This window comes from Streptomyces sp. enrichment culture (genome assembly GCF_964272855.1).
Taxonomy (GTDB): Bacteria; Actinomycetota; Actinomycetes; order Streptomycetales; family Streptomycetaceae; genus Streptomyces.
Genome location: NZ_OZ186847.1, coordinates 2,551,046 through 2,574,283, shown reverse-complemented (window position 1 = coordinate 2,574,283; position 23,238 = coordinate 2,551,046). Strand labels below are relative to the sequence as shown.

General features: G+C 71.2%; 16 protein-coding genes. 13 read left to right on the top strand and 3 right to left on the bottom strand.

The genetic code is table 11. The annotated features are described in order from the left end of the window. Window positions 1–27 precede the first annotated feature (27 nt). From ACSU6L_RS10575 to ACSU6L_RS10545, 7 genes are all read left to right on the top strand, one after another. Window positions 28–1,272, top strand: a complete 1,245-nt coding sequence (locus tag ACSU6L_RS10575) for a polyamine ABC transporter substrate-binding protein (RefSeq protein WP_437055797.1) — start codon at window positions 28–30, stop codon at window positions 1,270–1,272. Further along, a complete protein-coding gene (locus ACSU6L_RS10570; protein WP_437055795.1) occupies window positions 1,269–2,429 on the top strand; it encodes an ABC transporter ATP-binding protein in 1,161 nt (386 codons plus the stop codon). Before ACSU6L_RS10575 ends, ACSU6L_RS10570 begins: the two co-directional genes overlap by 4 nt. Beyond that, a complete protein-coding gene (locus tag ACSU6L_RS10565) occupies window positions 2,429–3,358 on the top strand; it encodes an ABC transporter permease (RefSeq protein WP_437055793.1) in 930 nt (309 codons plus the stop codon). Before ACSU6L_RS10570 ends, ACSU6L_RS10565 begins: the two co-directional genes overlap by 1 nt. Next, the gene (locus tag ACSU6L_RS10560) at window positions 3,359–4,159 is read left to right on the top strand and encodes an ABC transporter permease (RefSeq protein ID WP_437055791.1); all 801 of its coding nucleotides are present in this window, start codon (window positions 3,359–3,361) and stop codon (window positions 4,157–4,159) included. Window positions 4,160–4,190: 31 nt separating this feature from the next. Then, complete coding sequence (locus ACSU6L_RS10555) at window positions 4,191–5,621, top strand: NAD(P)/FAD-dependent oxidoreductase (protein ID WP_437055789.1); 1,431 nt, start codon at window positions 4,191–4,193, stop codon at window positions 5,619–5,621. A 114-nt stretch (window positions 5,622–5,735) separates the two neighbouring features. Then, window positions 5,736–6,188, top strand: a complete 453-nt coding sequence (locus ACSU6L_RS10550) for a hypothetical protein (RefSeq protein ID WP_437055787.1) — start codon at window positions 5,736–5,738, stop codon at window positions 6,186–6,188. 93 nt (window positions 6,189–6,281) lie between these two features. Next, window positions 6,282–8,075, top strand: a complete 1,794-nt coding sequence (locus ACSU6L_RS10545; RefSeq protein WP_437055785.1) for a chitinase — start codon at window positions 6,282–6,284, stop codon at window positions 8,073–8,075. On the opposite strand, the gene ACSU6L_RS10540 is transcribed toward ACSU6L_RS10545, so the two are convergent. Next, window positions 8,014–8,883: a phosphatase PAP2 family protein gene (locus tag ACSU6L_RS10540; RefSeq protein ID WP_437055783.1), complete on the bottom strand. Its 870-nt coding sequence runs from the start codon at window positions 8,881–8,883 to the stop codon at window positions 8,014–8,016. The genes ACSU6L_RS10545 and ACSU6L_RS10540 overlap by 62 nt on opposite strands. Window positions 8,884–9,003: 120 nt before the next feature. Continuing rightward, a complete protein-coding gene (gene gabT / locus ACSU6L_RS10535) occupies window positions 9,004–10,338 on the bottom strand; it encodes a 4-aminobutyrate--2-oxoglutarate transaminase (RefSeq protein WP_073941213.1) in 1,335 nt (444 codons plus the stop codon). A 273-nt stretch (window positions 10,339–10,611) separates the two neighbouring features. Between gabT and ACSU6L_RS10530 the strand changes: the two genes are divergently transcribed. From ACSU6L_RS10530 to ACSU6L_RS10520, 3 genes are all read left to right on the top strand, one after another. Next, window positions 10,612–12,726, top strand: coding sequence for an ATP-binding protein (locus tag ACSU6L_RS10530; RefSeq protein ID WP_437055781.1), 2,115 nt, complete (start codon window positions 10,612–10,614; stop codon window positions 12,724–12,726). A gap of 142 nt (window positions 12,727–12,868) precedes the next feature. Beyond that, complete coding sequence (locus ACSU6L_RS10525; RefSeq protein WP_437055779.1) at window positions 12,869–14,443, top strand: PucR family transcriptional regulator; 1,575 nt, start codon at window positions 12,869–12,871, stop codon at window positions 14,441–14,443. A gap of 157 nt (window positions 14,444–14,600) precedes the next feature. Continuing rightward, the gene (locus ACSU6L_RS10520) at window positions 14,601–16,046 is read left to right on the top strand and encodes an aldehyde dehydrogenase family protein (protein WP_437055777.1); all 1,446 of its coding nucleotides are present in this window, start codon (window positions 14,601–14,603) and stop codon (window positions 16,044–16,046) included. Window positions 16,047–16,291: 245 nt separating this feature from the next. Here the strand turns inward: ACSU6L_RS10520 and ACSU6L_RS10515 are convergent, their stop codons facing one another. Further along, window positions 16,292–19,129, bottom strand: coding sequence for a glycoside hydrolase family 3 C-terminal domain-containing protein (locus tag ACSU6L_RS10515; protein WP_437055775.1), 2,838 nt, complete (start codon window positions 19,127–19,129; stop codon window positions 16,292–16,294). Window positions 19,130–19,486: 357 nt separating this feature from the next. On the opposite strand from ACSU6L_RS10515, the gene ACSU6L_RS10510 reads away from it, so the two are divergent. Genes ACSU6L_RS10510 through ACSU6L_RS10500 form a run of 3 tightly spaced genes read left to right on the top strand, consistent with a single transcriptional unit; the run spans window position 19,487 to window position 23,171 of the window. After that, on the top strand, window positions 19,487–21,175 hold the full coding sequence (locus ACSU6L_RS10510) for a Tat pathway signal sequence domain protein (protein ID WP_437055773.1): 1,689 nt from the start codon (window positions 19,487–19,489) through the stop codon (window positions 21,173–21,175). A 26-nt stretch (window positions 21,176–21,201) separates the two neighbouring features. Then, window positions 21,202–22,236 carry an ABC transporter permease gene (locus tag ACSU6L_RS10505; protein WP_365507694.1) on the top strand — a complete coding sequence of 345 codons (1,035 nt, stop codon included), beginning with the start codon at window positions 21,202–21,204 and terminating at the stop codon, window positions 22,234–22,236. Then, the gene (locus ACSU6L_RS10500; protein ID WP_437055771.1) at window positions 22,233–23,171 is read left to right on the top strand and encodes a carbohydrate ABC transporter permease; all 939 of its coding nucleotides are present in this window, start codon (window positions 22,233–22,235) and stop codon (window positions 23,169–23,171) included. Before ACSU6L_RS10505 ends, ACSU6L_RS10500 begins: the two co-directional genes overlap by 4 nt. Window positions 23,172–23,238 lie beyond the last annotated feature (67 nt).

Sequence of the window (23,238 nt, the reverse complement as noted above, 5' to 3'; positions counted from 1 at the left end):
CCCACCTCCCGAAAGGGCACCACGCGCATGGAGCAGTACGAGCCAGACCGCCTGTCCCCGGCCCAAGTGGCCGCCATGCGGCGCAGCTTGCGCAACGGCAGGGCCGCTCTCAGCCGCCGTTCCCTGATGCGCGCCTCCGCTGGCGGCGCGCTCGTGGCCGGCGGTCTGGGGGCGCTGAGCGCCTGCGGCATCCCCCCGGCGGCCCAGACCTCCGGGGTCTCGTCGCAGGATCACTCGGCGAAGGAGAAGACCGTGAGCTTCTCCAACTGGACCGAGTACATGGACGTCGACGAGAGCGAGAAGCACCACCCGACCCTCGACGCGTTCGAGAAGCGGACCGGCATCAAGGTCAAGTACACCGAGGACATCAACGACAACGTCGAGTTCTTCGGCAAGATCAAGCCGCAGCTGGCGGCCGGCCAGTCCACCGGCCGTGACCTGATCTGCGTGACCGACTGGCTCGCCGCGCGCCTGATCCGCTTCGGGTGGGTCCAGAAACTGGACCCGTCCAACCTGCCGACCGCCTACGCCAACCTGTCCCAGCAGTTCCGCAGCCCGGACTGGGACCCGGGACGGGCGTACTCCTACCCGTGGACCGGTATCTCCACGGTCATCGCCTACAACAAGAAGGCGCTCGACGGCGTCGAGGTCACGTCGGTCTCCGACATGCTCGACAACCCCGGACTCAAGGGCCGGGTCGGCTTCCTGTCCGAGATGCGCGACAGCGTCGGCATGACCCTGCTGGACATGGGCAAGGACCCGGGCCGGTTCACCGACGACGACTTCGACGCGGCGATCGCCCGCCTCCAGAAGGCCGTCGACAAGGGCCAGATCCGCCGCTTCACCGGCAACGACTACACCTCCGACCTCACCAAGGGCGACCTCGCGGCCTGCCTCGCCTGGGCCGGCGACGTTGTCCAGCTGAAGGCGGACAGCCCGGACGTCGACTTCCTCATCCCCGACAGCGGTTACCTCACCTCGACGGACAACCTGCTGGTGCCGAACAAGGCCCGGCACAAGACGAACGCCGAGCGGCTGATCGACTTCTACTACGAGCCCGGTCCGGCCGCCCAGCTCGCCGCGTACATCAACTACGTGTGTCCCGTCGACGGGGTGAAGGAAGAGCTGGCGAAGATCGACGAGGACGCGGCGAAGAACCCGCTGATCCTCCCGGACAAGGCCATGGCCGCCAAGTCCCGTGCCTTCCGCTCACTGAGCGCGAAGGAAGAGACGGCCTACGAAGAGAAGTTCGCGAAGCTCACAGGGGCGTGACGACCATGACGACGACAGACAACAGCGGCGACGTCCGCCTCTCCGGCATCAGCAAGACGTACGGCTCCTTCACCGCCGTGCACCCGCTCGACCTGACCGTGCCGCAGGGCTCCTTCTTCGCCCTGCTCGGCGCCTCCGGCTGCGGCAAGACCACCACCCTGCGGATGATCGCCGGCCTGGAGGAGCCGACCACCGGCACCGTCTCGCTCGGCGAGCAGGACGTGACCCGGCTGCCGCCGTACAAGCGGCCGGTGAACACGGTCTTCCAGTCCTACGCGCTCTTCCCGCACCTCGACATCTTCGAGAACATCGCCTTCGGTCTGCGCCGGCGCGGCGTCAAGTCGGTGAGGAAGCAGGTCGACGAGATGCTGGAGCTCGTCCAGCTCGGCGAGCACGCGCGCAAGAAGCCGCACCAGCTCTCCGGCGGCCAGCAGCAGCGCGTCGCGGTCGCCCGCGCGCTGATCAACCACCCCAAGGTGCTGCTCCTCGACGAGCCGCTGGGCGCCCTCGACCTGAAGCTGCGCCGCCAGATGCAGCTGGAGCTGAAGCGCATCCAGACCGAGGTCGGCATCACCTTCGTGCACGTCACGCACGACCAGGAGGAGGCCATGACGATGGCCGACACGGTCGCCGTGATGAACGCGGGCCGCGTGGAACAGCTCGGCGCCCCCGCCGACCTGTACGAGAACCCGCAGAGCACGTTCGTCGCGAACTTCCTCGGCACGTCCAACCTGATCGAGGCCGAGGTCGACGCGGCCGGCGGCGACGAGATCGTGCTCAAGGCGGGCGGCGGGAAGCTGGCGCTGCCGTCGCAGCGGTGCAGCGCCGCCGCGTCGCCCGGCGGCAAGGTGCTGGTCGGCGTACGGCCGGAGAAGATCTCCCTCACGCACGCCGACGACGCGGGGGAGATAGCGGACGGCCGCAACCGGGTGACGGGCCGGATCGCCGACGCCAGCTTCATCGGCGTCTCCACCCAGTACGTCGTCGACAGCCCGGCGGGCTCCGCGCTCCAGGTCTACGTCCAGAACGTCGACCGCGACGCCCGCCTGGCCCCCGGCGCCGAGGTCGTCCTGCACTGGAGCCCCGCCCACACCTTCGGGCTGGACGCGGCCCAGGACATCCAGGCCGGTGTGGAGAAGGTCGAGGAAGACGCCTGATGACGACGCTCACCGAGGCGCCGCCGCCGCTCGCGCCGACCGCACCCGGGAAGAAGCCGCCGCGCCGGCGTGGCCGCTGGACGCCGTACCTGCTGCTGCTCCCCGGCATCCTGTGGCTGCTGGTCTTCTTCGCGCTGCCGATGGTCTACCAGGGCTCCACGTCCGTGCAGACGGGCTCCCTGGAGGACGGCTACAAGGTCACCTGGCACTTCGCCACCTACTGGGACGCGCTGTCCGATTACTGGCCGCAGTTCCTGCGCTCGGTGCTGTACGCCGGTGCCGCGACGATCCTGTGCCTGCTGCTCGGCTACCCGCTGGCGTATCTGATCGCCTTCCGCGCGGGACGCTGGAAGCACCTGATCATGATCCTGGTGATCGCGCCGTTCTTCACCAGCTTCCTGATCCGCACCCTCGCCTGGAAGACGATCCTCGCCGACGGCGGCCCGGTCGTCGGCGCGCTGAACTCGCTGCACGTCCTGGACGTCACCAGCTGGCTCGGCATGACCTCGGGCGACCGGGTGCTGGCCACGCCGCTGGCGGTCGTCTGCGGTCTGACGTACAACTTCCTGCCGTTCATGATCCTGCCGCTGTACACCTCGCTGGAGCGCATCGACGGCCGGCTGCACGAGGCGGCGGGCGACCTGTACGCCAAGCCCTTCACCACCTTCCGCAAGGTCACCTTCCCGCTGTCGATGCCCGGTGTCGTCTCCGGCACGCTGCTGACCTTCATCCCGGCCGCCGGCGACTACGTCAACGCGGATCTGCTCGGCTCCACCGACACCCGCATGGTCGGCAACGTCATCCAGTCGCAGTTCCTGCGGATCCTGGACTATCCGACGGCCGCCGCCCTCTCGTTCATCCTGATGTTCGCGATCCTCATCATGGTCACGCTCTACATCCGCAGGTCCGGGACGGAGGATCTGGTTTAAATGGCCTTCGTCAACTGGCTCAAGCGCCGTCTCGTCGTCATCGCGGGACTGTTCACGCTCGGTTATCTGCTGCTGCCGAACATCGTGGTGACGGTGTTCTCCTTCAACGACCCGAAGGGGCGCTTCAACTACGAGTGGCAGAAGTTCTCCACGGACGCCTGGACCGATCCGTGCGGGGTCGCCGACCTGTGCGGCTCGCTCTCGCTCAGTCTCCAGATCGCCCTGTGGTCGACGCTCGGCGCCACCGCGCTCGGCACGGCGATCGCCTTCGCGCTGGTGCGGTACCGCTTCCGGGCGCGCGGCGCCGTCAGCTCGCTGATCTTCCTGCCCATGGCGATGCCCGAGGTGGTGATGGCGGCCTCGCTGCTCACCCTCTTCCTCAACATGGGCGTCCAGCTGGGCTTCTGGACGATCCTCATCGCCCACATCATGTTCTGCCTCAGCTTCGTCGTGACGGCCGTCAAGGCGCGCGTCATGTCGATGGACCCGAGGCTGGAACAGGCCGCGCAGGACCTCTACGCCGGCCCGTTCCAGACCTTCCTGCGGGTCACCCTGCCGATCGCGGCACCCGGAATCGCCGCGGGCGCGCTGCTCGCCTTCGCGCTCTCCTTCGACGATTTCATCATCACCAATTTCAACGCGGGCTCCACCGTCACCTTCCCCATGTTCGTCTGGGGTTCGGCGCAGCGCGGAACGCCCGTCCAGATCAATGTCATCGGTACGGCCATGTTCGTCATCGCCGTGCTGCTCGTCCTGATATCCATGCTGATCAGTAATCGCCGCAGCAAGCAAAAAGCCTGAAGCCCTCACAGTTCCGTAGGGAGTTGAAATCATGGCCCCAAGCGCCATGAGCCGTGGCAGTAACGACGCGACGAAATCTCTTTCCGAAGCCCAGCCGGTCCCGTACTGGCTGGACGACCCCGGCAGGCCCCGCCCCGAGCCCGCGCTCACCGGCCCCGAGACCTGCGACCTGCTGGTCGTGGGCGGCGGCTACAGCGGACTGTGGACCGCGCTGATCGCCAAGGAGCGCGACCCGCAGCGGGATGTGGTGCTGCTGGAGGGCCGCGAGGTGGGCTGGGCCGCCTCGGGCCGCAACGGCGGCTTCTGCGCCGCCTCCCTCACCCACGGGCTGCCCAACGGGCTCGCCCGCTGGCCGGACGAGATCCACAAGCTCCAGGAGCTGGGCGTCCGCAACCTCGACGAGATCGAGAAGGCGGTCGCCCGGCACGGCATCGACTGCGACTTCGAGCGCACCGGCGAGATCGACGTGGCCACCGAGACGTACCAGGCGTGGGAACTGCGCGACTGGTACGAGGAGATGGAACGCGAGGGCCTCGCCGACGGCGTCGAGTTCCTGGACGCCGACGCGGTCCGGGCGCAGGTCGACTCGCCGACCTTCCAGGCCGGCCTCTGGGACAAGCGGGGCGTGGCCATGCTCAACCCGGCGAAGCTGGCCTGGGGCCTGAAGCGGGCCTGCGTGCGGCTCGGGGTGCGCGTCTACGAGCACACCCCCGCGCTCACGCTGAAGCCCTACGGCGCGGGCATGGCCGTACGCACCCCCTACGGCCGGGTCCGGGCCCGCACGGTCGCGCTCGGCACCAACATCTTCCCGAACCTGGTGAAGCGGGTGCGGTCCTACACGGTCCCGGTCTACGACTACGCCCTGATGACCGAGCCGCTGACGGACGCCCAGCTCGCGGAGATCGGCTGGGAGGGCCGGCAGGGCCTCGGCGACAGCGCCAACCAGTTCCACTACTTCCGGCTGTCCGCCGACAACCGCGTCCTGTGGGGCGGCTACGACGCGATCTACCCGTACGGCGGCCGGGTCCGCGCCGAGTACGACGACCGCCCCGAGACCTACGCCAAGCTCGCCGGGCACTTCTTCACCTGCTTCCCGCAGCTGGAGGGCGTCCGCTTCACCCACGCGTGGGGCGGCGCGATCGACACCTGCTCGCGCTTCTCGGCGTTCTTCGGCACCGCCCACCAGGGCAAGGTGGCGTACGCGGCCGGGTACACCGGCCTCGGCGTGGGCGCGACCCGGTTCGGCGCCGAAGTGATGCTGGACCTGCTGGCGGGGGAGCGCACCGAACGCACCGAGCTGGAGATGGTCCGCAAGAAGCCGCTGCCGTTCCCGCCGGAGCCGTTCGCCTGGACCGGCATCGCCCTCACCAAGTGGTCGCTGGCCCGGGCGGACGCCCAGGGCGGGCGGCGCAATCTGTGGCTGCGGACGATGGACCGGCTGGGACTCGGCTTCGACAGCTGACCTGTGACGTGGCTCACCCGAAAGGGTGGGCCCGACTCGCGTAATGCTCCGGCCAGACCTCCCTCTCCCTCGTGGACGCGAACCGGCGTCCACGAGGGAGAGGGAGGTCTTTCCATGACTGGAGCGAAGACGGCGGTCGAATGGCTGGCATCGGTCGCACCGGATCCCGAGGCCTGCCGCTGGGAGTGGGAGCGCAACCCCCTCGGGGTCGCGCTGCTGCCCGCGGGCAAGGCCTGGGACGTCCTGATCCTGCCGGGGGAGCTGGGCTGCCCCACGCTCGACGTGCTCAGCCGCGTCCTCGACCGGCCGGGCCCGGTGCTCGCCGACTCCGGCGACACCCGCACGGGGTTCCTGGTGCCGCCGGGCACCGCGGCCCGCTGGGTCGGCACGGGCATCCGCGCGGCCGGGACCGGCACCTGGATCGTCGTGCCGTACCCGGGCCGCTCGACCGGTGGGGTGCGCTGGCTGGTGCCGCCGGACGGGTCGGGCACCCTCACCGATCCGGTCCTGCTGGAGCTGGCGATGCACGAGGCGGCGGCGGGTCTGGCCATGAAGCGGCAGAGGTAGCCCGAGGGGCACCGGACCCCTTGACACGGTGATTGGTCTGGACCAAGTTGTGAGCGCTCCACCCCTCCAATTCCCCCATGCCCGGAGGCACTTGTGGATCGCTTCAGACCGCTCGCCGTGCTCGTCGCGGCGGCACTGGCCCTGCCCGGCCTCACCGCGCTCTCGCCGGCCGCCCGTGCGGCCGACGCGGACCTCCTGCGCAACGGAGGCTTCGAAGCCGGCCTCGACGGCTGGACCTGCACGGCCGGTACGACCGTCACGAGCCCGGTGCGCAGCGGAAGCTCCGCCCTGCGCGCGACCCCGGCCGGCGGCGACAACGCCCGCTGCGCCCAGACCGTGACCGTGAAACCGGACTCCCAGTACACGCTCACCGGCCATGTCCGCGGCTCCTACGTCTACCTGGGCGCCTCCGGCACCGGCACCACCGACGTCTCCGCCTGGACCCAGTCCGCCGGCGACTGGCAGCAGCTCACCACGACCTTCCGCACCGGCCCGGCCACCACCAGCGTCACCGTCTACACCCACGGCTGGTACGGCACCGGCGCCTACCACGCCGACGACCTCTCCCTCGTCGGCCCCGGCGCCGGCCCCGCCCAGCCGCCCGCCGCGCCGACCGGCCTGAGGACCGGCACGATCACCGCGACCTCCGTCGCCCTGTCCTGGACGGCCGTCCCCGGCGCCACGGGCTACGCCCTCTACCGCGACGGCACCAAGGTGCGGACGGCCACCGGCACCTCGGCCACCGTGACCGGCCTCGCCCCCTCCACGGCGTACGCCTTCCAGGTCGCGGCCGTCAACGACGCGGGCGAGTCCGCGCGCTCCGCGACGGTCACCGCGACCACCGCGCCCGGCTCCGGCGGCGGCTCCCCGGACCTCCCGCCGCACGCGCTGGTCGGCTATCTGCACGCCACCTTCGCCAACGGCTCCGGCTACACCCGCCTCGCCGACGTCCCCGACAGCTGGGACGTCATCGACCTGGCCTTCGGCGAGCCGACCTCGGTCACCTCCGGCGACATCCGCTTCACCCGCTGCCCGGTGACCGAGTGCCCGAACGTCGAGTCCGACGCCGAGTTCAAGGCCGCGATCAAGGCCAAGCAGGCGGCGGGCAAGAAGGTGCTGATCTCCATCGGCGGCCAGAACGGCCAGGTGCAGCTCACCACCACGGCCGCCCGCGACACCTTCGTCTCCTCCGTCTCCAGGATCATCGACGAGTACGGCCTGGACGGCATCGACATCGACTTCGAGGGCCACTCGCTCTCGCTGAACGCCGACGACACCGACTTCAAGAACCCCAAGACCTCGGTGATCGTGAACCTGATCTCGGCGCTGAAGACCCTGAAGGCGAAGTACGGCGACGACTTCGTCCTGACCATGGCGCCGGAGACCTTCTTCGTCCAGCTCGGCTACCAGTACTACGGCACCGGCAAGTGGGGCGGCCAGGACCCGCGGGCCGGGGCGTACCTGCCCGTCATCCACGCCCTGCGCGACGACCTGAGCCTGCTGCACGTCCAGGACTACAACTCGGGCCCGGTCATGGGCCTCGACAACCAGTACCACTCCATGGGCGGCGCCGACTTCCACATCGCCATGACCGACATGCTGCTGACCGGCTTCCCGGTCGCGGGCGACGCGAACAGCGTCTTCCCGCCGCTGCGCCCCGACCAGGTCGCCATCGGCATGCCGGCCACCACCAACGCGGGCAACGGGCACGTCTCCCCGGCCGAGGTGGTGAAGACCCTCGACTGCCTGACGAAGCGGACGAACTGCGGCTCGTACGCCACCCACGGCACCTGGCCCGCCCTGCGCGGCCTGATGACCTGGTCGATCAACTGGGACCGGTTCGGCGGCTGGGAGTTCCAGCGGACGTTCGACGGCTACTTCGGCTGACCCACCCGGCGAACAGGCCGAGCAGCACAGCGCCCAGACACCAGCTCGCCAGCACGTCCAGCGGCCAGTGATATCCCCGCCGCACCAGCCCGAAGCCGACGCCGAGGTTGAGGGCGGCGCACAGCAGGAGCGCGGTGCGGCGGGCGGCGGCACGCCGCAGCCAGGGGAGGAGGAGCAGGGCCGCGCAGCCGTAGGCGACGGCGGCGGTGGCGGTGTGGCCGGAGGGGAAGTAGCCGGTGCCGGGCGGGACGGCGGGGGTGCCCGGCCGGCCGACCAACTCCTTGACCGGTACGACGACCGCCGGGACCAGGGCCATGAGGGCGGCCGCGGCGACGGCCGGGCGCCACCAGCGGTCTGTACCGGTGGCGCGGGCCCGCCAGGTGGCGTACCCCGCCGCGACGGCCAGCACCGGCACCGCCACCGGCACGTTCCCCAGATCGGAGAGGAGTTCGGAGGCCCGGCCCGGACGGACGAGTGCGCTGCTCAGCCGCTCGTCCAGGCGCACCAGCGGTCCGTCCGCGACGACCTGCCAGGTGATCAGTGCGAAGACGACGACGCTGAGGACGGGCAGTGGGAGGAGGGAGAAAAAGGTCGGCCGCCCCGGAACAGGGGGGGTGGTTCCGGGGCGGCCGAACGGATCGGAACGCCGCGCGCCCCGGGGGGTCTGGGGCGGGCGACCGTCCGATCGGTGAGGAGATCCGGAGCCGGAGGCCCCGGTTGTGTGCGCGAGGGCACGACCAGGTCGAAGCTGGGGAGGCCCCGGCCTGATGTCACCCACAGTCCCCTGTGGGCGGGGTGTATCTCTCATCTGGTTAGAACCTACGGCAGCGGCCGCGAGGAGGACACCCGGAACGACGTCCTGTCATCCACCTCGCACACCTTCTTCACACGCTCTGCCGAGGCCGCGTCAGATGCGCAGGGGGCCTGCTCAGATGCGGGCGAACGCCTGCTCGATGATGTCGAGGCCCTCGTTCAGCAGGTCCTCGCCGATCACCAGCGGCGGCAGGAAGCGGAGCACGTTGCCGTAGGTGCCACAGGTCAGGACCAGCAGGCCCTCCGCGTGGCAGGCCTTGGCGAGCGCGGCGGTCGCCTCCGGGTTCGGCTCCTTGGTGGCGCGGTCCTTGACCAGCTCGATGGCGATCATGGCGCCGCGGCCGCGGACGTCGCCGATGATGTCGAACTTCTCGGCCATGGCGGTGAGGCGGCCCTTCATGATCGCCTCGATGTTCTTCGCCTTGGCGTTGAGGTCCAGCTCCTTCATCGTCTCGATCGCGCCGAGCGCACCCGCGCAGGCGACCGGGTTGCCGCCGTAGGTGCCGCCCAGGCCGCCCGCGTGCGCGGCGTCCATGATCTCGGCGCGGCCGGTGACGGCGGCCAGCGGCAGACCGCCGGCGATGCCCTTGGCGGTGGTGATCAGGTCCGGGACGATGCCCTCGTCCTCGCAGGCGAACCACTGGCCGGTGCGGCAGAAGCCGGACTGGATCTCGTCCGCGACGAAGACGATGCCGTTGTCGTTGGCGAACTTCACGATCGCCGGCAGGAAGCCCTTGGCCGGCTCGATGAAGCCGCCCTCGCCCAGCACCGGCTCGATGATGATCGCGGCGACGTTCTCGGCGCCGACCTGCTTGGTGATCTGGTCGATGGCCTGCTTGGCGGCCTCGGGGCCGGCGTTCTCGGCGCCGGTCGGCCAGCGGTAGCCGTAGGCGACCGGGACGCGGTACACCTCGGGCGCGAACGGACCGAAGCCGTGCTTGTACGGCATGTTCTTCGCGGTCAGCGCCATCGTGAGGTTCGTACGGCCGTGGTAGCCGTGGTCGAAGACGACGACGGCCTGGCGCTTGGTGTACGCACGGGCGATCTTGACGGCGTTCTCGACGGCCTCGGCGCCGCTGTTGAACAGCGCGGACTTCTTGGCGTGGTCGCCCGGGGTCAGCTCCGCGAGGGCCTCGGCGACCTCCACGTAGCCCTCGTACGGGGTGACCATGAAACAGGTGTGGGTGAAGTCGGCGAGCTGCGCGGAGGCACGGCGTACGACGGCCTCGGCGGAGGCGCCGACCGAGGTCACGGCGATACCGGAGCCGAAGTCGATCAGACGGTTGCCGTCGACGTCCTCGATGATGCCGCCGCCCGCGCGGGTGGTGAACACCGGCAGCACCGAGCCCACGCCCTGCGCGACCGTGGCGACGCGGCGGGCCTGCAGCTCCTGCGACTTCGGGCCGGGAATGGCGGTGACGACGCGGCGCTCCTGCGGAAGTGCGGTCATGAGGGCTCCTGGGGGTGTTTCCGGACGCTTGCCTTCTTTTCTCGCAGGTTAAGACGGGTCGGAGGGGGTGGGCATGCTCCATGTGGGCGTTGTCGACGGGATTCGTTGTCCGTGGTGGACATAGGCGGCCCGTGACGGACGGTGACCGGACATTTCTTGCTGCGGGCGGATGCCGTCGGTGCGCCCCGCCGCTCAATCGGTGAACTCCCCATGGCGGCGCGTTAGATTGACTCGCTGACGGTGGATGGAGCGGCTGCTCAGGGGGCAAAGGCGATGGACGGCGACGGGACCAGGGACGCGCGGGGCACACACGCCAATCCGGTGCCGCGTCCGGCGGGACCGCCGGAGGCGCCACCACTGCCACCGCGGCCCCCGGCCATGCCGGCCGTGCCGCCGCTCCCGGACGGCTCCGCCTTCCTCACCTGGCTGCGCACCCCCCGGCCGGACGCCGCGCCCGGCGTCTGGCGGTTCGGCCACCGGCCCCGGCCCGACGAGGAGCCGGAGCGGGTGCCCGGCCGGCAGCTGATCAGCGGGGCGCTGATCGCGTTCTTGGTGGGGTGGTTGATTTGGTCTTTGCTGTACAACGGCTATCTGGGTGGTTGGTGGTTGTTGCCCCTGGAAGCAATGACAGCTTCGTGGACGGAGCCCCATTCCTACGCACGTGTCGTGTTTGCCAACGCGTGGACTCTGATTGTGGTGCTGATCATCGTCATCGGTGTCGGCCGACTGGGCCGCTGGGGTGAGGTGTGGCGTCGTTTCGTAGTCCCTCACCTCCGACGCCGGGAGGCCGATCAGGCGCCCGCCCCCGAGGAGGACCCCGCCGAGTGGCCCGCGCTGCGCGCCGCCGGGGCCTCCGACGCCGCCGACCGGCTCGCCACCGAGGCCCGCCAGGGCCTGATGCGGGACGTCGACCACGCCCGGATCACCCGCGCCTGGCAGGGCGTGCGCAGCGGCCGGCACAGCCTGGCCGCCTTCACCGGCGCCGTGCTCCGGGAGGGCTCCGCCGCCTGCGCCCACCCCTCCGGCGCCCGCGACCTGCCCGGCCGCCAGGCCCGGCACGACCTGCTCACCGGCCAGGTGCGGGTCGGCACCACCGCCGACGACCCCCGCAACCCCTACGCCTACCGCGGCACCGGCCTCGCCCTCGGCCCCGACCTGCTCGGCACCTCCCTGCTCGCCGTCGGCCCGGCCGGCTCCGGCAAGACCGGCACCCTGGTCCGCCCGCTCGCCGAGTCGCTGTGCCTGCACGCGCTCGCCGGCCGGGCCGCCGTCGTGGTCGTCGGCGCGGCGGGCTCCGGGCTCGGCCCGGCCGACGCCTATGACGTCGTCGTACGCGTCGGCGACCAGGAGTCGATGTACGACCTGGACCTGTACGGCGGTACGACCGACCCCGACGAGGCCGCCGCCATACTGGCCGAAGCCCTGGCGGGCGACCTGGCCGACCCGCACCCCGGCAGCGACACCCGCCGCTCCACCACCGTCCTCGCCCAGCTCCTCGGCCCGTACCGCGCGGTCCACGGCCGCTTCCCGTCCGTACCGGAGCTGCGCCGGCTGCTCGACGGGGCACCGGGACCGCTGGCCGAGCTGCGGGCCGGGCTGGAGAGCGCCGGACAGGAGTCGCTGCTGCGGGAGCTGGACGCGCGGGAGCGGCAGATGGCCCACCCGGGTGACGTGGGCGGGGTGCTGGCCGACCGGATCGCCCTCCTCGACCGCCCCGCCTTCGCGGGCTTCTTCGACACGTCCGGCCAGTCACGGCCGTTCTCCCTCAAGGCCCTCGACCACCCGGTCCGGGTCCGTATCGACCTGCCCGCGCGCGGTCACGCGGACGCCTCCCGCATCCTGGCGCGGCTGGTGCTGGCCCAGTTCACGGCGAGCGTCACGGTACGGGAGGACCGGTCGCTGTTCGCCTGCCTGATCCTCGACGACGCGACGGGCGTCGTGACGCCGGAGGCGGTCCGCGGCATCCAGCGGCTGCGCTCCGCGGGCGCGGGCGCCGTCCTCACCCTGCGCACCCTCGACGACGTACCGCGCCCGCTGCGCGGCCCGCTCCTCGGCGCCACCGGGTGCCGGGTCGCCCTCTCCGGCCTCACCCCCTGGGACGGCCAGGACTTCGCCGAGGTGTGGGGCAAGGAGTGGACCGAGGCGCGGGACGTCACCGACCGGCAGATCATCGCCGAGACCCCCGCCGGGAAGGCCGTGCACGCGCTGCGCCGGGTGATCACCGGCAAGGCGCCGACCGCGCGGGCGGTGACCGTACGCCAGGTCGAGCGGGAGCGCTGGTCCGCGTCGGAGCTGGCGCACGCGGTGCCGCCGGGCCACGCGGTGCTGTCCCTGACGAACGTCAAGGGCGAGCACGCGCCGCCGCTGCTGGTGGACCTGCGGGGGTGAACCGGCCGTCCAGAGGTCGTACGGTGAGGCAGAATCGGTAGGGCCGTTCATACGCGACGGCCAAAAGATCAATCAACGGCCCAAAGATCAACTGACGGCCAGAAGATCAACCGGCTCACCCACCCCCGACCCTGAAGGCCCCATGCCTCCCACGCTCGCCTCCCTCGTCCACCACTCGGCGCTCAAGCTGACCGTGCGGGCGGGCGGGGACCGCCTGGACGTGCCCGTCCGCTGGGCCCACGTCAGCGAGCTGGCCGACCCCGTGCCGTACATGGAGGGCGGGGAGCTGCTGCTGATCACCGCGCTCAAGCTGGACGCGGAGGACCCCGAGGCCATGCGCCGCTACGTCCGGCGCCTGGTCGGCGCGGGCGTGGTCGGCCTGGGCTTCGCGGTCGGGGTGAACTACGAGGAGACCCCCAAGGCCCTGGTCGACGCGGCCGAGGAGGAAGGCCTGCCGCTGCTGGAGGTGCCCCGGCGCACCCCGTTCCTCGCCATCACCAAAGCCGTCTCGGCCGCCATCGCGGCGGACCAGTACCGCGCGGTGACGGCCGGCTTCGCCGCCCAGCGGGAACTGACCAAGCAGGCCCTGGGCGACGGCCCGGAAGGCCTGCTCGGCGCGCTCGCCGCCCAGGTCGACGGCTGGGCCGCCCTCTACGACGCGTCCGGCGCCGTCGTCGCCACGGCCCCCGAGTGGGCGGGGCGCCGCGCCGCCCGGCTGACGGCCGACGTGGAACGCCTCCGTGACCGCCCGGCACCGGCCAGCTCGGTGGTCGGCGGCCCCGACCACGAGGACCGGGTCGAGCTGCACTCGATCGGCACCGGCCGCCGCCCCCGCGCGGCGCTCGCCGTCGGCACCGCAGCGGCCCTCGGCACGGCGGAGCGCTACGCGGTCCACTCGGCGATCGCCCTGCTCACCCTGACCACGGAACGCTCCCGCGCCCTGCACGCGGCGGAACAGCGGATCGGCGCGGCGGTCCTGCGGATGCTGCTGGCGGGGGAGCCGGACCACGCCCGCGCGGTGGCCGGGGACCTGTACGGCGGTTTGCTGGACGCGCCGTTCCGGGTGATCGTCGCGGAGGGCGGGACCGGTGTCGCCGGACTGGCCGAGACCGTCGAGGCGGCCGGGGCGCGCGCGGGCGAGGCGGTGCTGGCGGTCCCCGAGGGCGAGCGCCTGGTCGTCCTGGCGGCGGACGGGGGCGCGGCGGCACACGCCTGCGGCGAGTTCGCGGCGGGACTGGAGACCGCCCGCGGCAACGGCACACCCCGCGACCCGTCGGCCGCCGAGGACGACGACGTGGTCCTCGGCATGTCGGCGCCCGCCGGCCCGATCGCCGCGGCCGCCGCGTACAAACAGGCCGAACAGGCCCTGTCGGTGGCCCGCCGCCGCGGCCGCGTCCTCGTCGAACACGAACAGCTGGCGTCCGGCTCGGTGCTGCCGCTGCTGGCGGACGACGCGGTGAAGGCCTTCGCCGACGGCCTCCTGCGCGCCCTCCACGAACACGACGCCACCGGCCGCGGCGACCTCGTCGCCTCCCTCCGCGCCTGGCTCTCCCGCCACGGCCAGTGGGACGCGGCGGCGGCGGACCTCGGCGTCCACCGCCACACGCTGCGCTACCGGATGCGGCGCGTGGAGGAGATCCTCGGACGGTCGCTGGACGATCCGGATGTGCGGATGGAGCTCTGGCTGGCGTTGAAGGCCACGGCGGGGGAGCAGTAGGCGACCGGAGGCCATGAGGGGTGCCCGACGGTCCAAACCGGCGCACCCCCACCCCCCACCACTACGATTCGGACAAGCCCCCCACCGCTCCCGCGCCCCTACCGTGGACCCCGACAGGCAAGTACACCCCCAACGCGGAAGGGCACGGGCTACGACCATGACCTCCACCCACGCCTTCTGGCTCGCCGGCCGTCCGGTCACCGGCGAGACCACCTTCGACGTCAGCAACCCGTGGGACGGTCGGCTGGTCGGCCAGGTCGGTGTGCCGACCGACGCGCAGATCGAGGAGGCCGTGGCCGCCGCGTACGCCGTGCGCGAGGAGTTCGCCGCCACGCCCGCCCACGTACGTGCCGCCGCCCTCGACCACGTCAGCAAGCGGCTCGTCGAGCGCACCGAGGAGATCGCCCAGCTGATCTCCGCCGAGAACGGCAAGCCGATCAAGTGGGCCCGCGGCGAGGTCGGCCGTGCCGTGTCCGTGTTCCGGTTCGCGGCCGAGGAGGCCCGGCGGTTCAACGGCGGCGAGGCCCAGCGGCTCGACACCGACCAGGGCGGTCAGGGCCGGCTCGCGCTCACCCGCCGCTTCCCCAAGGGCGTCGTCCTCGGCATCGCGCCGTTCAACTTCCCGCTGAACCTGTGCGCCCACAAGGTGGCCCCCGCCATCGCCGCCGGTGCGCCGATCATCCTGAAGCCCGCGCCCGCCACCCCGCTCTCCGGTCTCGTCCTCGGTGAGCTGCTGGCCGAGACCGAGCTGCCCGCCGGGTCCTGGAGCATCCTGCCGGTGCCGAACGACCGGATGCCCGCCCTCGTCCAGGACGAGCGCCTGCCGGTCATCTCCTTCACCGGTTCCGAGCAGGTCGGCTACGCGATCATGGACTCGGTGCCGCGCAAGCACTGCACCCTGGAGCTGGGCGGCAACGGCGCCGCGGTCGTGCTGGGCGACTACGCCTCCGACGCCGACCTCGACTGGGCGGCGACCCGTATCGCCACCTTCTCGAACTACCAGGGCGGCCAGTCCTGCATCTCCGTGCAGCGCGTGATCGCCGACGCCTCCGTCTACGACCGGCTGCTGCCGCGCATCGTCGCCGCCGTCGAGGCCCAGGTCACCGGTGACCCGAGCGACGACGCCACCGACGTCGGCCCGCTGGTCAGCGAGGACGCCGCCAAGCGCGTCGAGACCTGGGTCCAGGAGGCCGTGGACGCCGGTGCGGCCCTGCTCACCGGCGGCAAGCGGGACGGCGCCTCCTACGCGCCCACCGTCCTCACCGACGTCCCCGCCGGCACCACCCTGGCCCGCGAGGAGGTCTTCGGACCGGTCCTCACCGTGCAGAAGGTGGACGGGGAGGCGGAGGCCTTCGCCGCCGTCAACGACTCCAAGTACGGCCTCCAGGCCGGTGTGTTCACGCACGACCTCCAGGTCGCCTTCCGTGCCCACCGCGCCCTCGAGGTCGGCGGTGTGGTCATCGGCGACGTGCCCTCCTACCGGGCCGACCAGATGCCGTACGGCGGCGCCAAGCAGTCCGGCGTGGGCCGCGAGGGCGTCCGGTTCGCCATGGACGACTACACCTACGAGCGGGTGCTCGTCCTGACCGGTCTCGCTCTCTGACCGGGACGACGCGGTAACAGGCCGACGGCCGGAGCCCACTGTGCGGGGGCTCCGGCCGTTGTCATGCCCGCGTGCCGGTGCCGAGGTGCTCCCGGTACCACCGTCCCCAGGACGCCACGTCCGCCGGCGGGTCCGGGGCGCAGTCGACTCCGGCCGGTGAGGGGCGGGTCCACCGCCCCGAAGGGGCCCGGCACCGAGGTCTTCCGGTGCCGGGCCCCCTCTCTGTGTCGGCCTGGTCCGGACCCTCAACCGGAGAAGCCGACGTGCGCGAGCCGCAGCGGTCCGCGCAGCCTGAGGTGGACGTCGTGCACGCCCCGCGCGTCGATCCCGGCGGTCACCCGGGTGTAGTCGTACGGGCCGGACGTCGGCGCCGGAAGCGTCAGCGCCGCCAGCACCGGGCCGCCGTCCAGCGACAGCTCGACGACGCCCTCGGCACCCGCCACCTCCACCGACACCTCGGTGACCCCGTCACCGAAGTCGCAGTCGCGGTAGACCAGTTCGCCGGTCCCGGCCGCCGCCGGCGTCACCGCGTCCCCGGCCGTCTTCGCCCGGTCCACGATCTCCGTGCCGCTCTGCTCGTCGAAGCCGGCCGCGTCCAGGCCGCGTTCGGTCACCGCGCGGGGCATGGCGGGCTCGCCGTCCAGCGTCACCGTCGTACGCAGCCGGACGTCCTCCGAGGAGGCGCCGGCCAGCAGTTCGTACGGGCCGGACTCCAGGCGCCACCGGCCTCGCGCCACGTCCCGGAACGCGAAGGCGGACAGGGGGACTTCGAAGGAGACGTCCTTCGTCTCGCCCGGGGCCAGCGTGATCCGCGCGTGGTCCAGCAGTTCCCGGCGCGGCCGGATCACCGACGGGTCCGCCGCGCGCGTGTACAGCTGGGCCACCTCGTCGGCCGCCACCGCCCCGGTGTTCGTGACCGTGAAGGACACCTCCACCGCGGCGTCGTCCACGCGGACCGCCAGGCCGTCGTACGCGAACTCCGCGTACGACAGGCCGTGGCCGAACGGGAACAGCGGCGTGCCCTCGAAGTACAGGTACGTCTGGCGGCTGCCGATGACGTCGTAGTCGAGGAGGCCGGGCAGGTCCGCGTCGTCCGCGTACCAGGTCTGCGGGAGGCGGCCGGCGGGGGAGACGTCGCCGGCGAGGACGCGGGCCAGGGCGGTGCCCGCGGCCTGCCCGCCGTGGGCGGTCCACAGCAGCGCCGGAAGGCGGTCGGTGTCGACCGCGTACGGGTACGCCGACACCAGCACCGGCACCGTGTTCGGGTTGGCGGCCCGGGCGGCGTTCAGCAGGCGCCGCTGGTGCTCCGGCAGCCGCAGCGTCGTACGGTCCTCCGTCTCACGGCCGTTGAGGTGCGGGTCGTTGCCCGCGACCACCACGACCACGTCCGCCTCCGCCGCGACCCGTGCCACCGCGTCCTCGCCGCGCTCGGCGACGACCAGTTCGAAGACCGCCGGCTCCGACTCCTTGGGCGCGGCAACCTTCAGGCCATCCGCGGCGACACAGACGTGGTGTCCCGTACCCAGGTGCCGGAGGAGGTGGCCGTTCCCATGGGGTTCGAGACGGAACGTCTCCTGGACGATCCAGCCGCCCGGCTGGTCCGCGGAGGCGCGGACCCGGCCGTCCTCGGCGACGGAGAGGTACCGGCCGTCGGGCGCGCGGAAGGTCAGCACGTCGTCGCCCCAGTCGATCAGGGCCAGCTCGGTGCCGGTGCCGTCGGTGGTCAGCGGCGGCAGGTCGGTGCGGCCGGCGAGCAGCGCCGGGTCGAGCGCGCCCTCGGCGCCGCGCACCCGCTCGTCCGCTTCCTCGGCTCGGGGCACGCACACGTACGAGCCGTCGGCCGTCCGGAGCCGGACCCGGTCCACGCCCTCCGCGAACGTCACCCGCTCGGCGCCGAACCGCTCGTACATCCCCTCCAGCGGGGTGGAGCGGTGGATCAGCGTGCCGCTGTACCAGTCCAGCTTGCACTCGTCGGCGAGCAGGCCGACGACCGCGATCCGGGCACCGGGCGCCAGCGGCAGCACGCCCTCGTTCTTGAGCAGCACGATCGCCTGCTCCGCAGTCTCCCGGGCGAGGTCCCGGTGCTCCGCGGTGTCGAAGGCGCCCGCCTCCTCGTACCCGTCGAACTCGCCGAGCCGGAAGCGGACCGAGAGCTGGCGGCGGACGGCGGTGTCGACGTCCGCCTCGGTCAGCAGGCCCCGCTCCAGGGCGCCGCACACCCGGGCGGTGATCTTCGAGCCGTCCGTGCCGTGGTCGGTGAAGCTGTCGACGCCGGCCAGCAGGGCCGCCGCCGTCGCCTCCTCGTGGGTGTCGAAGTAATGCTCGGAGTCGACCAGGTTGGACGGCGCGCCCGCGTCCGAGCAGACCAGCAGGTCCTGGTCCGTCCAGGCGCGCAACTGCTCGCGCAGATACGGGGAGACGTGGTTCGGGCGGCCGTTGACCAGGTTGTACGCCGGCATCACCCCGGCGACCGCGCCCGCCTCGACGGTGTCCCGGAAGGCCCGCAGGTCGTACTCGTGCAGGACGCGCGGGCGCACCGAGGACGAGGTGGTGTCCCGGTTCGTCTCGTTGTTGTGCGCGAGCCAGTGCTTGAGAACCGGGGCCGTGCGCCAGTACGCCGGGTGGTCGCCGCGCAGGCCGCGCGTGTAGGCGGTGGCGATCGCCGAGGTCAGCTTCGGGTCCTCGGAGTAGCCCTCCTCGTTGCGGCCCCACAGCGGATGGCGCAGCAGGTTCACCGTCGGCGCCCACACGTTGAGGCCGACCCGCTCGTCGCGGGCCCGCATCGCGCGGACCTCCTTCGACACCGCGTCGCCGACCCGGCGCACCAGCTCCGGGTTCCAGGTCGCGCCGAGGCCGACCGCCTGCGGGAACACGGTCGCCGGGCCCATCCAGGCCACACCGTGCAGGGCCTCCTGGCCGGTGCGGAACGCGGCGATGCCGAGCCGTTCCACGGCGGGCGCGAACTGGTGCAGGAAGGAGACCTTCTCGTCGAGGGTGAGCCGCGCCAGCAGGTCGTCGATGCGCTTCGCGAACGGCAGTCGCGGATCGCGGAAAGGCGGCGTAGGCGGCGTTTGTGCGGTCACGTGGGGTTCCCCTTGCGATGGAGCGGCGTGGCTCTTTCGAAGCGCTTCGATGCTCATTCGTCCCCGGGTGGGTGTCAAGATATCGCGGGGCAACAACTCCGGGATCCCGCCGACGTTTCAAGGGATGTAGGAGTGCGGTCCAGTCCGGCGCCCGGACGCGCGGGCTTCGAGGAATCTTGAGAACGGCCCTTGTGCACCCCCAGGGGTTCACTTAACCTCGCAGCAACATCGAAGCGCTTCGACGCCGCCCACCTTCAAAAGTCGAAGTGACGCTTCAGCTCAGCCAGTTCCACTCAAGACACCGCAGCCGACGGCCCCACCGCCGGGTGTCCTGGTGCGCCACGAAGGGTTGACGCAATGACGCCGAACGCCGCTTCCGCCTCCTCCGGCCCGAGCCGGAGAAGCTTCCTCGCCTCCACGGCGGTCGCCACCGCAGCGGTGGCCGGGGGTATGCCGCTGCTCGCCGCCTGTGGCGGTTCCGACGGCGGCGACTCCCGCGAAGGCACCACGTCGGGCAAGAAGGCCCAGAAGCTGCTGCCGGCGTACGTGGCCGGCAACGTGGTGTCCCCGGACATCCCGGCGAAGAACGGCTCCGCGATCGGCTTCACCCGGAAGCTGGAACTCGCCGACCTGAAGACCTCGGTGCCGAAGAAGCTCGGCAAGGGCGGTTCCATCAGGATCATGTCGCCGTTCTGGGGCTCGCCGCCGAAGGGCGACAACCCTTACTACAAGGCGATGAACGACCTGATCGGCGTCGACATCTCCTGGCAGAACCAGGACGGCATCACCTACGACGAGAAGCTGGGCGCGGTCCTCGCCTCCAGCGACATGCCGGACGTCGTGGTGATCCCCAGCTGGAACATGGGCGGCAAGATACCCAGCGCCATCATCAGCAAGTTCGCCGACCTCGGCCCCTACCTCTCCGGCGACGCGGTCAAGAAGTACCCCAACCTCGCCGCCATCCCGACCGAGGCCTGGCAGTACTCCATCTTCGGCGGCAAACTGCGCGGTCTGCCCCAGCCCGCCCCCTCCGTCACCGGCATCGTGCCCTTCTACCGCAAGGACGTCTTCGACGAGGAGGGCTGGGAACTCCCGCGCACCGCGGACGAGTTCCTGTCCTTCGCCAAGGACATCACCAACGCCAAGGCGAAGGTGTGGGCCTGCGACGACATGAAGTGGACCGCCTTCAACATCTTCGGCGTGCTGTCCGGCAGCGAGAAGCCGCTCGGCTGGCACCAGGTCGACGGCAAGCTGGTCTACCGCGTCGAGACGGACGAGTACCTGGAAGCGCTGGAGTGGACCCGCAAGCTCTACGCGGCCGGAGTGGTCCACCCCGACGCCAAGGCGGCCAACCAGGGCACCTCGGCCGACCGGTTCACCTCCGGCCAGGTGCTGATGTACAACAACAACATCTCGGACTGGTGGGGCAAGATGGCCGAACAGTCCACCCAGAACCCGGACTTCCGGATCTCCGGCATGGACATCTTCGCCCACGACGGCGGCGACCCCCGGTTGTGGGCCGGATCGCCCGCCGGCATCTTCGCCTTCGTCAACAAGAAGGCGTCCAAGGCCGTCATCGAGGACGTGCTCGCCGCCGCGAACGTCACCGCCGCCCCGTACGGCACCAAGGAGTACATGCTCACCAACTACGGGGTCGAGGGCACGCACTACACCGTCGAGGACGGCATGCCGGTCAAGAACGACAAGGGCAACCAGGAGGTGATCAACGCCTACGTGATGCTCGCCAGCCCCGCCGCCACCATCGCGCACCCGGACTTCCCGGAGATCGCGAAGGAGCAGGTGGAGTGGCAGCAGCGGATGGGCGGCTTCACCCGGAAGTCCGCGTTCTGGGGCATGCAGATCACCGAACCGGCCCGCTTCACCAACCTCTCCAACGACTTCGAGCAACTGGAGGACGACATCGTCCGCGGCCGCAAGAAGACCGGCGACATGCAGCAGGCCGTCTCCGACTGGAAGAAACAGGGCGGCGACAAGCTGCGCGACTGGTACCAGAAGCTGCTCGACGACAACGGTTCCGCGCAGTGACCCGGCGCTGAGGCAAGGAGAAGGCCGTGTCCCACAGCACGGTGCCTCGCAGCAGGGACGAGGCGAAGACGAAGAGGACCGTCGCGGAGACGGCCGGGACCGCCGCCACGCGGCGCCCGGAGAGACGGCCGGGCAGGCTGAGCCTGCGGCTGAGGCTGCGCCGCGACCGCACGCTGATCCTGATGACCCTGCCGGCCGTCGCGCTGGTCCTGGTCTTCAACTACATACCGATCCTGGGCAACGTCGTCGCCTTCCAGGAGTACGACCCGTACATCAGCGACAACGGGTTCGTCGCCATCCTGGAGAGCCCCTGGGTGGGCTTCGAGCAGTTCCAGCGGATCTTCGAGGACTCGGCGTTCTGGGACGCGGTGCGGAACACGCTGGTGCTGTTCTTCCTTCAACTGGTGCTGTTCTTCCCGGTCCCGATCCTGCTGGCGCTGCTCATCAACAGCGTGATCAGGCCCCGGGTGCGGGCGGTGGCGCAGGCGATCCTCTACCTGCCGCACTTCTTCTCCTGGGTGCTGGTCATCACGGTCTTCCAGCAGATCTTCGGCGGCGCCGGCATCATCGCCCAGACGCTGCGCCGGCACGGGTACGAGGGCTTCGACCTCATGACCGACCCCGGGATCTTCAAGTTCCTGGTGACGGCCGAGGGCGTCTGGAAGGACGCGGGCTGGGGCATCATCGTCTTCCTCGCCGCCCTCGCCTCCGTCAGCCCCGACCTGTACGAGGCGGCGGCCATGGACGGTGCCGGGCGCTGGCGGCGGATGTGGCACGTCACCCTGCCGGCTCTGCGTCCCGTGATCGCGCTGCTGCTGGTGCTGCGGGTCGGTGACGCGCTCACCGTGGGCTTCGAGCAGATCCTGCTGCAGCGCGACGCGGTCGGACCCGGCGCGGCGGAAGTCCTCGACACCTATGTGTGGTGGAACGGCGTCCGCAACCAGGACTTCGGCTTCGCCGCAGCCGCGGGCCTGATCAAGGGGCTGGTGAGCGTCGCGCTCGTCCTCGCCGCGAACAAGGTGGCCCACATGATGGGCGAGCAGGGGGTGTACAAGAAGTGACCGCCGTCATCGACGACCAGCAGGTGCGGGAACCCCGCTGGTGGGACGCCCCGCCGCGGCCCGTCTGGGAGGAGCGGCCCGGCGGCGCCGGACTCGCGGGCAAGGGCATCGTCCTCGCCGGCGCCTGCCTCGCCGTGCTCTTCCCGCTGTGGATCGTCGTCGTCACCAGTCTGTCCTCGAAGCAGACCATCACCGAGGCGGGCGGCCTGGTGCTGATCCCCAGGGAGATCACCTTCGTCGCCTACCAGGAGCTGCTGAGCGGCGGCCAGGTCACCCGGGCCACCGTCGTCAGCCTCGTCGTCACCCTCGTGGGCACGCTGTTCTCGATGACGGTGTCCGTCCTCGCGGCGTACGGGCTCTCCCGCACCGGTTCGCTCGGGCACCGCTGGCTGCTGATGACGCTGCTCGCCACGATGTTCTTCGGCGCCGGGCTGATCCCCACGTATCTGCTGGTGCAGTCGCTGGGGCTGACCGACACCTATCTCGCGCTGATCCTGCCGAGTGCCGTGAGCGTCTTCAACATCCTGGTGCTGCGCGGGTTCTTCATGAACATCTCGCCGGAGCTGATCGACAGTGCGCGGATCGACGGGGCGGGGGACTGGCGGATCCTGTGGAAGATCGTGATGCCGCTGTCGCGTGCCGTGATCGCGGTGATCACGCTGTTCTACGCCGTCGGCTACTGGAGCGCGTGGTTCAACGCGTCGATCTACCTGACCGACCAGGACATGATGCCGCTGCAGAACGTCATGATCCAGCTGGTGCAGAAGCAGGAACAGCCGGTGGGGATGAGCCAGGCGATCAGGACCGGGCAGATCTCCGCGCTGGCCGTGCAGATGGCGGTGATGGTGCTCGCGCTGCTGCCGGTGGCGATCGTCTCGCCGTTCGTCCAGAAGCACTTCAAGAAGGGGATGCTGACGGGCGCGGTCAAGGGCTGACGCCCCGGCTCCTTCCAGGCCCCGCCGCAGCCGACCTGCGCCTGTCCAGCGGTCGGCTGCGGCGGAC